Source organism: Endozoicomonas sp. ALD068 (genome assembly GCF_049310145.1).
GTDB lineage: Bacteria > Pseudomonadota > Gammaproteobacteria > Pseudomonadales > Endozoicomonadaceae > Endozoicomonas_A.
Map to the genome: position 1 here is coordinate 4,004,761 of NZ_JBLYNU010000004.1, position 15,461 is coordinate 4,020,221.

Consider the following 15,461-nt stretch of genomic DNA (forward strand, 5'->3'; position numbering starts at 1 on the left):
TGTATACCAGAAGGCAGGCACAGAATTATTAAACACTCAATCTTTGCAGCGCTGCTATTGCTGTTACTGTCATTGTTTGTCATCTGTCAGGCCAGATCGTTGACAAGACATTTTATTATCGAGCTTGAACAGAACACAGATTTTCCAAACCAGAACTTCTCTATAAAGCCTGTCCGGCAAACATCGTCGGGCAACCCGTCAGACATTGCCGACACATACGGCCATGCAGACCCTGTTTTGCCATCAGATGACAAACGACACAGACCTGACAGTTACGGGATGAAAATGCCACTCATTGAGTCGACTTCGTGGCAATGGCTCTACGCCACGAAGTTGCTGGCTGCTTACGAAATGATTCTGACTAGCAAAGACGCTCCTCAGTACTCCACTCCTTATTCATGGCTACCTGCAGGAGCAGTTGTCGCTGCTGCCTGGCTTTTAAAAAGCTATTGGAACTCTGATTCACTGCTGTTTAAGCCAATTAAACAAAAACAGGCGAGTCAAAATCACAGACTTGCGATCATCACTATGATGTCCGGTTCTGAACACAACCCATCACAATATCAGCGCTCACAATCATCCGGCCAACAAACCACAGAAGCCGCCAGCCAGCTCACAGGAGCTTATAATAATCCCCTGCATTCTGACTCTGGCGACGGTAACGAAGACTCTCAACCACATCGACATACTTTGGGGTTAAATTGTTTCGTCAATTCCTGTCATGGCACTTGTCGACTCCGACACTCATCCGATAGCAGAGAGTCCGCTGAATGGCCGCCAAAGCCGGAAGAAAGCCTACCTATAGACGAGGTAGCTTATATAAATGACTTTGCCGGGTCATTCAGAAATGATTTGACATACCCGGGGAGCATGCCCTGGAACACCAGTGATTTTGGCGACATTAATGCACTGTTCGACCCACAATATCTTCTCGAAGAAGAAGGGATTTTCGTTAAACTTAATCATTCAGAAGCACAACCAACAACCATTGAATCATACCCACTTGATCTGAACCAACATACTCTTTGCGAGACTCCTTTTATCGAGACAGCCACAGCACAAGTCACAACCAACAGCGAGCAAAAAGTCTGTGAAACAATAGTAATCAGAGAAGATGGTCAGCCGCAGCCCTGCGGGGCAGTCTGCAAGAATAGTTATGTCCTGTCGAACCACCGTAGAAGAATCCACAGCGGTCAAAAAGTCTGTCACGTCACTGTGATCGGCGAAGATGGTCAGCAACAGCCATGCGGGACAGTCTGCAAGAATGCCCAAGCCCTGACGGACCACAAAAGAAAAAGTCACACCGGGCAACAAAGCTGCCAGATAACTGTGGTCGGGGAAAATGGTCGGCAACAGCCATGCGGGAAGGTCTGCAGCAGCACCAGAGCGCTATCGGATCACAAAAGAAATGCCCACACCGAAAAAAAAACCTGCGACCAGCCAGTCTATATGGAGGATGGTCAGCCTCAGCTATGCGGAAAGGTCTGCAAGAGTGCCGTTATGCTGTCGGACCACAAAAGAAGAAAGCACACTGGGCAACAAACCTGTACCTTGACCGTAGTCGGAGAAGATGGTCAACAGCGGCCGTGCGGGAGGATCTTCAAGAATCTTGCGGTTCTGAGCAATCACAAAAGGGGCCTCCACTCCGGTCCAAAAACCTGTGAAGAGACCATTATCGGAGAGGATGGTCAGTCGCAGCCTTGCGGGAAAGGCTGCAAGAATCTTCAAGCCCTGACATCTCACAGAAGCAGATACCACAGCGGCCAACAAACCTGTACCGCAACTCTGGTCAGCGAAGATAATCAACTGCGACCATGCGGATTGGTCTTTAGCAGTGTCAGAACCTTGTCGGACCACAAAAAAAAAGTTCACAGCGGGCAAAAAACCTGTAGCCTGACCCTGGTCGGGGAGGATGGTATGCTGCGGTCGTGCGGAACAGTCTACAATAGCTATCAAGCCCTGTCATATCACAAAAGCAGTTACCACAATGGGCAACACACCTGTAGTGTGATCGCGTTCGATGGAGATGATCAGCTGCGGCAATGCGGTAAGACCTTCAATAGTTCTCGAAATCTGGCGCAACACAGAAGAAAAGTCCACAGCGAACAAAAAACCTGTGGCATGGCCATAATCAGAGACAATGGCCTGCACCGGACATGCGGCAAGACCTTCAATAATGCTCAAGCCCTGACGAATCACAAAAGAAAAATCCACAGCGGACAAAAAACCTGTCGCGTGACCGTAATCGGAGAAGATGGCCAGCAACGACCATGCGGGAAAACCTGCAGGAGTGTCCAAGACCTTTCGGATCACAGAAGAAGAGACCACACAGGGCAAAAAACCTGTGACCTGACCGTTGTCGGGGAAGATGGTCGGCAATGGCGATGCGGAAAGGTCTGCAAGAATGCGGTAGCCCTGATCGGTCACAGAAGAATAAACCACAGCGGAAAACAAACCTGTAACCTAACTGTTATCGGGGTGGATGGTCAGCAGCGGCGATGCGGGACAACCTGCAACAATGCTGCAATTCTTTCCTATCACAAAAGCAATCTCCACAGCGGGCCAAAAACCTGTGACGTAACCGTGATCAGGGAAGATGGTCAGCAGCGACAATGCGGAAAAATCTTCAAGAATGCCAGAGTCCTTTACAATCACAGAAGAACACATCGAAAACGCAAGGCCGTCGATGTTGAACCAGACGATGGTATCACTCCTTGAACGGACAACCGCCCTTCAATGAGCAAAACATAAAAACACACTTATTTTCTTGATCTATCCTTCCTCTCTTTAAACCAAAAGGCAGAGATAGAATTATTAAACATTCTCTCTTGGCAACACTGCTGTTGCTGTCGTTGTCTGTCATTTCCCAGGCCAAAACGTTGACAAGACACCTTATTGTCGAGCTTGAACAAAATGCAGATTTTCCAAACCTGAACTTTTCTATAAGCCCAGACTGGCCTGCATCGTCGAGCAAACCATCAGACATTGCCGACACAAACAGCTACCCTGAACACGATTTGCCATTGGATGACAAACGACATAGACCAGACAGTTACGAGGTAAAAACGACCCTCATTGAGTCAATTTCGTGGCAATGGCTTTATACGACAAATCTACTGGTTACTCACGAAGTGATCCTCACCACCAGAGACATACAACAAAGTTCAAGCCATTATTCATGGCTGCCATTTGAAGTGGTTATCGCTGTTGGTTGGCTTTTAAAAAACTATTGGAATCCGGATTCACTGCTGTTCAACCCGACAGAACAACAAGATGTGAGTCAAAATCATCCCTTTGCGATCACCACCATGATGACTGCCTCTGAACATAACCCACCACAATATCAGCCAACAGAATCACCCGTCCGGCAAGCTCCAGGAGCCAACAGCCAACTTTCAGGCTCTTTCATCAACCCCGTGCATTCTGACTCTGGAGACGGTAAAGAAGATCCTCAACCACATCGACATACTTTGGATTTAAATTGTTTCGTCTATCCGTGTCACGGCATTTGTAGATTCCGGTCATCATCCGATAATGCACATTCAATAAGTGCAGAGGCCAACTGTACTGAGTCTGCCCGGAAACTGAATGATGATCTGACAATGCCCGGGCATTCGCCTGTCAAGTCTGACGATTGGGTCATAATTAATTGGCTGATCAATCTGGGTAATCATGGCCTTGTCGAAGCACCCGGTAAGGTTGTATTAACGAGATCAAATCCTGAAACCTCTAAAACGGACGAAGTTAAATGGTCAGGGGCTTCACCTTCGGGCTACCTTCCTTTTGGTGGGGCTTGCCATTATGAAAAAGCCAGCTCGAATCAAGAAAGAGAAGACTGCACCGGGCAAATAACCTGTGACGAGACAGTGATCCTGGAAGATGGCCAGCAACGATTATGTTGGAAGCTCTGCAAGAATGCTCGGACTCTGGCGGATCACAAAAGCAGAAACCATACTGGTCAAAAAACCTGTGACGTGTCTGTGGTCGACAAGGATAACAAGCAGCGGAAATGCGGATTGATCTGCAAGAGTGTTCAAGGCCTCGCATATCACAAAAGGAGAGACCACACCGGACAAAAAACTTGTGATATGACCGTGATCGCGGAGGATGGACAGTTGCGGCCATGCGGGATGGTTTTGAAGAATGCTCCACTTCTGTCAGCTCACAAAAACGGATATCACACGAGACAAAAAGTCTGTGCCGAAACAGTGGTCTCGCAGGATGGCGAGCAGCGGCCATGCGGGAAGCTCTGCAAGAATACTAAAGCCCTGGCGGAACACAAAAGAAGAGAACACAGTGGAAAAAAAACCTGTTATATAACCGTGGTCGGGAAGGATGGTCAACAACGTCAATGCGGGAAAATCTGCAAAAATGCTGCCGCTATGTCGACTCACAAAAGCAGTATCCACAGCGGGCAAAAAACCTGTTACGAGACTCTGATCGGGAAAGGTGGCCAGCAGCGGCAATGTGGGAAAGTCTTTAGTAATGCCGGAGGCCTTTATGAACACAAAAGAGTACATCGAAAACGCAAGCCTGTTAATCTGGACCAGAACGATGATCTCAGCCCTTGAACTGAAATAATACCCGCTCTCAGATGTGGTGATCTATCCTTCCTCTGCGTAAACCAGAAAGCAAGTATTGATTATTAAACATTACCTCTTTGTAGCATTGCTGTTACTGTCATTGTCTGTCATCTGTCATGCAAAAACGTTGACACGACTTTTTATTGTCGAGTTTGAGCAGAATACAGACTTTCCAAACCAGAACTTTTTTGTAAAACCTGACCAGCTTACATTGTCGGGAAACCCATCAGACATTGCCGACAAAAACGGCTATGCGAAACCTCATTTCCCATCGGATAAAAAACGACACAGACCTTTCAGTTACGGGTTTAAAACATCCCTCATTGGGTCGATTTCGTGGCAATGGCTTTACGCCAAAAATCTGCTGGTTGCTTTCGAACTGATTCTGACTACCAGAGAGCCCCCTCTATCCTGTTTATGGGTACCTGTAGAAGCTGTTATCGCTGCCGGTTGGCTTTTAAAAAGCTATTGGAACCCCGAATCACCCATGTTTGAGCCGATTGAACGACAAGAGACGAGTCAAAGTGACCCGTTTATGATCACCACTATGATGCCTGGCCCTGGACAACATACAACACACTATCAGTCATCAGAATTATCTGGCCAGCAGGCAGCAAATGCTATCACCCAACGAACAGGCTCTTTCACCAGCCCGCTGCATTCTGGCTCTGCTGACGGTAACGAAGACCCTAAGCCAAACCGACATACTTTGGGTTTAAATTGTTTCGTCTATCCCTGTCATGGCATTTGTCGACTCCGACCATCGTCTGAAAATGCCTATCCACCGAGTGCAGAGGCCAGTTATACTGATCCTGCCCAGCCACTCAATCATTATGTGTCAATGCATGGGCATTTAACCGAAGACAGTGACGATTTGGTCATAATCAATGGGTTACTCAATCTGGGTAGTCATAGCCTTGTGGAAAAAACCGGGATTGCCTCTGCCCTTTCCCACTTCACAGCATCAAACCATAACACCTTTCAAACGGGCACAACTGAATGGACAGGGGCTTCACCTTCGGGCTGCCTTCCTTTCGGGGGGGCGACCCATTACCGACAAGTCAGGTCGACTAAGGAAAAAAGAAACCATACCGTGAAACGAACCTGTCTCGTGAGAGTACTCGGGGTGGATGGTCAGCAACGGCCATGCGGGATGGTCTGCAAAAATTCTCAGGCTCTGGCGAGTCACAAAAGAAGAAACCACACTGGAGAACAAATCTGTGATTTGATCGTGGACGGGAAGGATGGCCAGTCACTGCCATGCGGGACTGTCTGCAAGAATGCTCAAACTCTGTTGGGTCACAAAAGGAGAAACCACACCGGGCAACAAATCTGTGACGTAATCGAGATCGGAGAAGGTGGCCTCAAGCGGCCATGCGGGACACCCTGCAAGAGTACCAAAGCACTGTCGGATCACAAAAAAAGAGACCACACCGGGCAACAAACCTGTGTCGTGACCGTGGTCGGGGAGGATGGTCGTCAGCGGCCATGCGGAAAGATCTGCAAAAATGCTCAATCTTTATGCACCCACAAAAGTCAATACCACAGCGGGCAGCAGATCTGTGACTTCATCCTGGTCGGGGAAGATGGCCAGCAACGACTATGCGGGAAGGTCTGCAGGCACTCTCGAAACCTGACTGACCATAAAAAAAGGAACCACAGTCGGCAACAAACCTGTGAATTTAAAGTGCTTGGAAAAGATCGCCAGCTGCGGCCATGCGGGGTAATCTGCAAGAACGCTGCAGTTCTCTCGACTCATAAAAGCAGTATTCACAGCGGGCAAAGAATCTGTGGCCTGACCGTGTTCGGGGAGGATGGTCAGGAGCGGCTATGCGGGACAACCTGCAGGAATTCTGCGTCTCTCTGGAATCACAAAAGCACTATCCACGGCGGACAAAAAATCTGTAACCTGACCATGGTCGGAGAGGATGGTCAGCAGCGTCGATGCGGGAGAACCTACAAGAATGCCGGCGCTCTTTCGAGTCACAAAAGCATTGCCCACAGTGGGAAAAAAACCTGTAGCATGACCGTGGTCGGGCATGATGGTCATCAGCAACAATGCGCAAAAATCTTCAAAAATGCTAAAGCCCTGTCTAAGCACAAAAGATTGCATCGAAAACACAAGCCTCTTGAAGCCGACCAGGATTAACAGAAGCTCTTTGATAGAAAGGCACACTTATTTTCTTGATCTATCCTTCCTCACTGTATATCAGAATCCAAGGATAGAATTATTAAACACTTATTCTTTGCAACAACGCTGTTGATGCTTTCGTTTTCTGTCTTCTGTCAGACTGAACCGTTGAAAAGTGGATTTATTGTCGAGCTTGAACAGAATGAAAGTTTTCCAAAAAAGCGCTTTTCTATAATTCAGTCGATCTCGTGGCAGTGGATTTACACCACTAATCTGATGACTGCGTACGAACTGATCCTCACCACCAAAGAAGTGTCTCCAGACAGCAGCCCTCATTCATGGCCACCCGTCGAAGTGGTTTTCACTGTCGGTTGGCTTCTAAAAAGCTATTGGAAACCGGTCTCAGCGTTGTTTAACCCAATTGAACTACAAGCGCCATCTATCTTGCCACAGGAGGATCAGCCGTTTGCGATTATCATTACCCTGTTCGGCTCTGGACATGACCAACAACAGGTCCAGCCTTCAGAATCATCCGTTCAGCAAGCCCCAAAAGCTACCATCCAGAATACAGGCTATTTCACTCATCGCCCCTACTCTGACTCTGACGACGGTGACGGAAACCCACCACAGTATTCACACACTATGGGTTTAAATTGTTTCGTCCATCCCTGTCACGGTGTTTGTCGATTCCAACCATCATCCGAAAGCAGAGAAGCTGCTGAATGGCTGCTGAATTTAAAAGAAAGTTCGAAAGGCTGCACAAAAATGACATTCGGGCAAAGCCCGCGCCCTTATGGCATTAATGACAAAACGACAAATAACTGTAACCCGAAACAATCAGGGCATGCAGAAGCAGCACATGCGGACCCTGCCGACTCAGTCAATCATGATGTGCCAATGCACAGGCATTTACCTCTCACAGCTGAAGATTGGGTGATAGTCAATGGATTACTCAATCTTGGTTGTCACAGTTTTCGCGTAAAAACAGGAATTTCCTTTATGCGTGACCATTTCAACCCCCCAATGGAGACTTCAGAAACACAACAAACAACAGAGGGATCAACCCATTTCAGTCATAAGCCACTTCATTTTTCCCAGAAAGACACAGTGCAAGCCAAAAACAACATAAGGCAAAAAATCTGTAAAGCAACGGTGGTCGGGAAGAATGGCCAGCAGCGATTGTGCGGAAAGGTCTGCTGGAGTGCCGCAGCTTTATCGGTTCACAAAAGCACTTACCACAGTGGGGAAAAAATCTGCCTTAAGACCGTGATCGGAGAGGATGGTCAGCTACGACAATGCGGCAAGGTCTGCAAGCATAATAATGCCTTATCAGATCACAGGAGAAGAGACCACACCGGTCAAAAAACCTGTGAAGTCACCGTGATTGGGGAAGATGGCCAGCAGCAGCCATGTGGAAAAGTCTGCAAAAATGCTCAAGCCCTGACGGATCACAAAAGCGGGTACCACTCCGGACAAAGAACCTGCAACGCTACCATGGTTGGGGAGGATGGCCAGCCTAAGCTATGCGGGAAGATCCTCAAGAATACTATTGCCCTGATGCATCATAAAGAACACTTTCACAGCAGAAAAAAAACCTGTGACGTAACCGTGATCGGTGAGGATGGCCTGCTTCGGCCATGCGGAATGGTCCTCACTAATGCTCGATACCTGAAGAATCACAAAAAAAGGGTCCACACCGGACGACAAACCTGCGACGAACCCTTGATCGGAGAGGATGGTCAGCAGCGACCATGCGGAAAAGCCTGCAAGAATGTTGAAGCCTTGCGACTGCACAAAAGAAAACATCGAAAACGCAAGCCTGTTGATACGAATCTGGATTAACAAGAGCTCTTTAGCAGAAAAACAAACTTATTTTCTTGATCTATCCTTCCTCTTTGTAAACCAGAATCCAAGGATAGAATTATTAAATACTCACTCTTCTCGACACCGTTGTTTCTACTATCTATTTCCGTCGCCTGTCAGGCCGAGCCGTTGACAAGCCGTTTTATTGTCGAGTTTGAACAGAATGGAGGTTTTCCAGACCAGAGCTTTTCTATAACGCCTTACACCCCTTCAGATATTCCTGACACAAACAGCTACACAGGATCAGCTTCGCTGCCTGATGGAAAACGACACAGATCAGGCTTTTACGGGGTAAAGCCAAACCCCATTGAGTCTATTTCGTGGCAATGGGTTTACACCACTAACCTGCTGATTGCTTACGAATTGATCCTCACCACTAGAGGCACTCCTCTGAGAGCTAACCCCTATTCATGGCTACCTGTAGAAGCCGCTTTCGCTGTCGGTTTGCTTTTAAAAAACTACTGGAACCCCAACTCACCGTTATTTAACCCGATTGAGCAACAGACGGCATCTATGTTGAGACAGTGGGATCAGCCGTTTGCGAGTATGATTACAATGTTTGGCTCTGGACATAACCAACAACAAGGCCAGCCTTTAGAATCATCCAGCCAGCAAGCCTCACAGGCCGCCACTCAGCCTGAGCGCTATTTCATTAATCACCTGTATTCTGACTCTGGCGAAGGTAAAAGAAACCCTCAGCAAGACTCTCACACTTTAGGTCTGAATTGCTTCGTAAATTCCTGTCGTGGCATTTGTCAATTCCGACCATCAGCGAGCAGCAGAAGGCCTGCTGAATCACCACTGAATGTCGAAAAAAGCTCAACAGGTCCTACAGGAGCAATACCCGGACAAAGCTCATGTCCTCCTTTGATAATTAAACACGGTCTCAGTTGCACAGGCTACTATGATTCTGTAAACACTACAGACTCACAAAAAAAACCGCCTGTAAAAGTATTCAATGATCGCTTTTCCTTTCAATTCCAATGCACTCCTGGTGAAACCTTTCTGCCTCAGACGCATCAAGCTCAGCCCCATGACGTTAATGACAACCTGACAAACAGCTGCAACCATACCCTCTCGATGAATGCAGGGAAAGCACAGTCTAACTCTGGCCAGCCACTCCATGATAATGCGCCAAGGCATAAGTATTTGTCTGTCACTGATGATGATTTGGTTATAGTCAATGGTTTACTCAATCTGCGTGATCATAGTCTTCTCAAAAAAATCAGGAATTCCTATGTCCGCAAACCTTTCAGACTTCCAGCGGGGGCGTCAAAAACACAACAAATAACAGGATCACCCCAATTGGGTCATAACCCACTTCATCTTTCCCGGACAGGCAGAGAACAAGCCACAAACCTCAGCGGGCAGAAAATTTGTAACGCAACAGTGGTCACAAAGAATGGCCTGCAGCAACCATGCTGTAAGGTTTGCATGAATACTACTGCCCTTTCGATTCACAAAAGCAAATACCACACCGGGCAAAAAACCTGTATCGAGACCGTAATCGGAGTGGATGGTCAACTGCAGCCATGCGGAAGAGTCTGCAAGCATGCTAATGCTCTTTCAGATCACAAAAGAAGAGAGCACACTAAGCAAAGAACCTGCGGTGTGGTAGTGGCTGGAGAAGATGGCCAACCGCAGTTATGCGGGAAGGTCTTCAAAAATACTTATGCCCTGACGCATCACAAAAGAACTCTCCACAGCGGGCAAAAGACCTGTCCCGTGCCAGTGACTGGAGAAGATGGCCAGCCGCGACCATGCGGGAAAATCTTCAAGAACGCTGAATCTCTGTCATCTCATAAATGCAAATACCACACCGGGCAAAAGACCTGTGACGTGACTGTGCGCGGGAAGGATAACCAACAGCAGCCGTGCGGATCCGTTTTTAACAGTTTTCAAGCCCTGTTGGATCACAGAAGAAAGAACCACAGTAGCAAAAAAATCTGTGAGGAAACCATAATCGGGAGGGATGGCAAGCGACAGAAATGCTGGACGATCTGCCAGAATGCTAAAGCCTTCTCGGATCATAAAAGAAAACATCGAAAACGCAAACCTGTTGATGCGGATCAGAATTAATTTTCTATAAAGCGAAACCTGAGCGTATTGTCAGATATCTCCACAGTCATTACCGATACCAAAGACTATTCAGAACCCGATTTGCCATCGGATAAGAAACGACATAGACATCAAAGACATAGGGTAAAAACGATCAACATTAAGTCGATTTCCTGGCAATGGCTTTATGCGACGAATCTGCTGGTTGCTTATGAAGTGATCCTGATCACCAGAACACCCTCTCTGAGTGCAGACACTTATTCACAGATACCTGAAGAAGCAAACTTATCTTCATAACCTATCCTTCCTCTCTGTATAGCAGAGTACAAGGATAGAGTTATTAAACACTCACTTTTTGCAGCATCACTATTGCTGCTCGTTTCATTTCCTGTCGTCTGTCAGGCTGAAGAGTCAACAAGGTGCTTTGTTGTCGAGCTTGGGCAGAATGCAACTTTTCCAAACCGAAGCTTTTCTATAAAGTGTGCAAGACAGGCAGTGTCAGAAAAACCATCAAACGTTGTCGACACAAGCGACAATGCAGGATCAGATTTGCCGCCTAATGGCAAACGACAGAAACCTGGCAATTACGGAGTCAAAACAACTTTTCCTGAATCGATCTCGTGGCAATGGCTCCACACTGCCAAGCTGCTTGTTGCCTACGAACTGATCTTCACCACCAAGGGTCCCGCCCTCGGTGCCATGACTTCTTCATGGCTGCTCATAGAAGTGGTTGTTGCTGTTGCCTGGCTTCTAAAAAACTATTGGCGCCTCGATTCATCGATGTTTAACCTCATTGAACAACAGGCGAGTCAGAGACATTCGTGCGCCGCCATCACTGTGGTGTTTGGCTCTGGAGATGACCAACAACAATACCAGCCATCAGAATCTTCCTGCCAGAAAGCTCAAAAGACAACTACCCACTATAGAGGCTCTTCCGCTGCTGGCCACCTGAACAATGATAATGAAGACGGTGACGAAGGTCTTCAGCCAAACCTGCATACTTTGGGTTTAAATTGTTTCGTCTCTACCTGTCGCGGCATTTGTCGATTCAGATCATCATTCGATAGCAGAGAGTCAAATGAATGGCCGCTCAATTCCATAGAAAGTTGGATAAACCACAGAAGGGCAGCCCCCTTTCTGGGCGCGTGCCATCATTTGGCCAATGGACACTGTTTCAGTTGCTTAGGTCGATTTAATCCTGAAGACACTGAAGATTTTCAACAAAACTCATCTTTCGAAGATTTGAATGGTATCCTTGATACTCAACTCTTATGCAATTTTGGCCAACCGCTTCATTCACTGTCATACCAGCCACAGACTCGTGACATTGATGGCAACCCAATCAACAGCTGCAACTATGCAGATTGGGTCGACTCAGACGGGGTCGCCTCAGACGGGGTCGCCTCAGACGGGGTCGCATGCACAATAAGTTCAGAGGCAGCCGATGCAACTGAACCTGCCAGACAAGCAATCTGTAACCTGACAGTGATCGGAAAAAATGGTCAACAGCTGTCATGCGGGAAGGTTTACCGGAATGCTAAAGCCCTGATTAATCACAAAAAAAATACCCACACCGGGCGAAGAAACTGTTACCTGACGGTGGTTGGGAAGGATGGTCAGCAACAACCATGCGGGAGAGCCTTCAAAAATACTCAATCTCTGTGGTCTCACAAAAGCAGGGTCCACAACAGACAACAAACCTGTAAGGTGACCGTGGTCGGGAAGAATGGCAAGCCGCAACCGTGCGGAAAGGTCTGCAGTAATAATCGTGCCCTCAGGGATCACAAAAGAACTGCTCACACCGGTCAACAAACCTGTAACCTGGATGTCATCGGAAAGAATGGCCAGCGGCAGACATGTGGAAAAGTCTGCAAGAATGCTCAAGCCCTGGCGGTTCATAAAAGCTGCTACCACAGCGGGCAAAAAACCTGTCACCTGCTTGTAATCGGGAAGGATGGTCTGCAACGTCCATGTGGAAGTATCTGCAAGAATGCCAAAGCCCTGCAGATTCACAAATGCAAGTATCACACCGGGCAAAAAACCTGTAACTTGATCATAGTCGGGGAGAATGACCAACAGCGGTCATGTGGAACCATCTGCAAGGATTCTCAAGCCCTGTTTCATCACAAGAAAAGACATCACACAGGGCAACAAACCTGTCAAAAGACTGTGTTCGGGGAAGATGGCCAGCCGCAGCAATGTGGGAAAATCTGCAAGAATGCTCTGGCTCTGCTTAATCACAAAAACAAAGTCCACAGCGGGCAAAAAACCTGTAACGAAACAGTGTTTACAGAGAATGGTCAGCAGCAGCCATGCGGAGTGGTCTGCCCCAATACCAGAGCCATAGAGAATCACAAAAGGCAATACCACAGCATACAAAAAACCTGTAGCGAAACCTTGGTCGGGGAGGATGGTCAGCCGCGACCATGCGGAAAGATCTGCATGAATGACGTGGCCCTGACGAATCACAAAAGAAGAAAGCACACCGGGCAACAAACCTGTGACGTGACCGTTCCCGTACAGAATGGTCGGCTGCGGCCATGCGGGGCAATCTTCAAAAATGCCGGATCCCTGGCGTCTCACAAAAACAGCGTCCACTCCGCTCAAAAGACCTGTCGCTTGACATTGGTCACAGAGAATGGCCAGCCGCAGTCCTGCGGGAAGGTCTGCAAGACTGCTAAAGCCGTGTCGGTTCATAAAAGAACACACAGAAAACGCAAACCAACTGAAGGAGTACAGGACGATGCCCCGGCCCTCAAAAGGTAAAGATATCAATCTGAGATCAGCACTTTTATTCAGTTTTGCCATTAAGCCGTTGGTTTATTGCAGAAGATCTGCGATTGAAAAACATGCTTATTTCATGATCTATCCTTTCCCATCTGTAACCCGCAAAGCAAGGATAGAATTATTAAACATTCACCCTTTGCAGCACCGCTGTTCTTACTATTGTTGTTTTCTGTCGTCTGTAAAGCCGAACCTTTGAAAGGACGTTTTATTGTCGCGCTTGAGGAGAATACAGGTTCTCAAAATCAGATCTTTTCTGTAAAGCCTGACCAGCTCAGGTTACCGGGCCCGTCAGAGTTGATTTCGTGGCCAGGGCTTTATGCCACGAACCTTCTGATTGCTTATGAACTGATCCTGACCACCAGGGCCACCACTGCGGGTGAAACCCCTTATTCATCGCTACCTGCCGAAGGAGCTATCGCTGTCGGTTGGCATTTAAAAAACTATTGGAACCCGGACTCATGGCTGTTTAACCCGATTAAGCAACAAGAGATAAATCAGGATTACCCGTTTGTCATCACCACTATGATGCACGGCTCGGGACATGACCAGCAACAACGTCAGCCAACAGAATCATCCCGCCATCAAGCCCCAAAAGCCACCAACCGTCCTTCAGGCTATGTCACCAGACTACAGGATTCTGAATCTGGCGACGGTAACGGAGACCCAGAACAACACTCACATACTTTGGGCTTAAATTGTTTCGTCTATCCCTGTCATGGCGCCTGTAGATTACGATCATCATCCGATTCATCCGATAGCAAAACGTCGGATCGTGAGGCAGTCCACACGAGAGAAATGGCCGAACAAAGCTCATGCCCCCATTTGGTCAATAGACACTGCTATCGTTGCCGGTTAGTGATCGGGGCCCCTTCAGAGTCAGTGGGTGCTGGTACAGCCAATAAAACTCAGCTCAACGTGACAAACTGTAACGTTATAGAGATCGATGAAAATGGCCAGCTGCGCCAGTGTGGGAAGCTCTACAAGGATGTCCGAACACTGTCGACTCACAGAAGAAGATACCACACCGGACAACAGGCCTGTGAAACGACTGTGGTCGGGCAGAATGGCCAGCCGCAGCCATGCGGGGCAGTCTGCAAGAATGCTGGAGCCCTGATGGTTCACAAAAGCAGCGTCCACACTGGACAACAAACCTGTTACTTAACATTGGTCGGGGAGGATGGCAAGCTGCGCCAATGCGGAAAGCTCTGCAAGAATAGCGGAGCCCTGTCGACTCACAAAAGAAGACATCATAGCGGGCAACAAACCTGCGACATAACATTGGTTGGAGAGGATGGCCAGCAGCTCCCATGCGGAGTGGTCTGCCGCAATGCTCACATCCTGACGTTTCACAAAAGAAGATACCACTCCGGACAAAAAGTCTGCGATGTAAGAGTGGTCACAGGGGATGGCCAACAGCGGTCATGTGGGACGGTCTGCAAGAGTGCTCATGACCTCTCGATGCACAAAAGATGTACTCACACCGGTCAACAAGTCTGCGATGCAACTGTGGTCACAGAGGATGGCCAGCAGCAGCCATGCGAAAAGGTCTGCAAGAATGCTAAAACCTTGTCAGAGCACAAAAGCAATTACCACACCGGGCAGAAAACCTGTGACGTATACATTGAAGGGGAGGATGGCCAGCAGCAGCCATGCGGAAAGGTCTTCAAGAGCGCTCGAGCCCTCTCGTCGCACAAAAGCAGATTCCACACAAGTCAAAAAACGTGTGACGCGACAGTGGTCGGGGAGGGTGGTCAGCAGCAGCCATGCAAGAGGGTCTGCAAGAGCGCTCCAGCCCTGTCGGATCACAAAAGAAGACATCATAGCGGGCAACAAACCTGCGACATAACATTGGTTGGGGAGGATGGCCAGCATCGGACATGCAGGAAGGTCTGCAAGAATGCCAAGGCTATGGATAATCACAAAAGAATACACAGAAAACGCAAACCAGCTGCAGGAGAACAGGACGATGCCCCAGCCCTCAAAAGGTAAAGTGAATAAATAACAATCTGAGATCAGCACTTTTATTCAGTTTTGCCAGT

8 protein-coding genes are annotated in these 15,461 nt (G+C 48.0%); all 8 read left to right on the forward strand.

Annotated elements, in window-relative coordinates; all coding sequences use genetic code 11:
• Window positions 1–99 precede the first annotated feature (99 nt).
• Window positions 100–2,718, forward strand: a complete 2,619-nt coding sequence (locus ACO6V5_RS14170; protein WP_422409179.1) for a C2H2-type zinc finger protein — start codon at window positions 100–102, stop codon at window positions 2,716–2,718.
• 110 nt (window positions 2,719–2,828) lie between these two features.
• The gene (locus ACO6V5_RS14175) at window positions 2,829–4,571 is read left to right on the forward strand and encodes a hypothetical protein (protein ID WP_422132424.1); all 1,743 of its coding nucleotides are present in this window, start codon (window positions 2,829–2,831) and stop codon (window positions 4,569–4,571) included.
• Window positions 4,572–4,638: 67 nt separating this feature from the next.
• On the forward strand, window positions 4,639–6,732 hold the full coding sequence (locus ACO6V5_RS14180; protein ID WP_422132423.1) for a hypothetical protein: 2,094 nt from the start codon (window positions 4,639–4,641) through the stop codon (window positions 6,730–6,732).
• A 150-nt stretch (window positions 6,733–6,882) separates the two neighbouring features.
• Window positions 6,883–8,556, forward strand: a complete 1,674-nt coding sequence (locus ACO6V5_RS14185) for a hypothetical protein (RefSeq protein WP_422132422.1) — start codon at window positions 6,883–6,885, stop codon at window positions 8,554–8,556.
• Between the two features lie 150 nt (window positions 8,557–8,706).
• Window positions 8,707–10,656 carry a hypothetical protein gene (locus tag ACO6V5_RS14190; protein WP_422132421.1) on the forward strand — a complete coding sequence of 650 codons (1,950 nt, stop codon included), beginning with the start codon at window positions 8,707–8,709 and terminating at the stop codon, window positions 10,654–10,656.
• A 27-nt stretch (window positions 10,657–10,683) separates the two neighbouring features.
• Window positions 10,684–10,932, forward strand: a complete 249-nt coding sequence (locus ACO6V5_RS14195; protein ID WP_422132420.1) for a hypothetical protein — start codon at window positions 10,684–10,686, stop codon at window positions 10,930–10,932.
• 72 nt (window positions 10,933–11,004) lie between these two features.
• The gene (locus ACO6V5_RS14200; RefSeq protein WP_422409182.1) at window positions 11,005–13,401 is read left to right on the forward strand and encodes a hypothetical protein; all 2,397 of its coding nucleotides are present in this window, start codon (window positions 11,005–11,007) and stop codon (window positions 13,399–13,401) included.
• Window positions 13,402–13,614: 213 nt separating this feature from the next.
• Window positions 13,615–15,411 carry a hypothetical protein gene (locus ACO6V5_RS14205; RefSeq protein ID WP_422409184.1) on the forward strand — a complete coding sequence of 599 codons (1,797 nt, stop codon included), beginning with the start codon at window positions 13,615–13,617 and terminating at the stop codon, window positions 15,409–15,411.
• Window positions 15,412–15,461 lie beyond the last annotated feature (50 nt).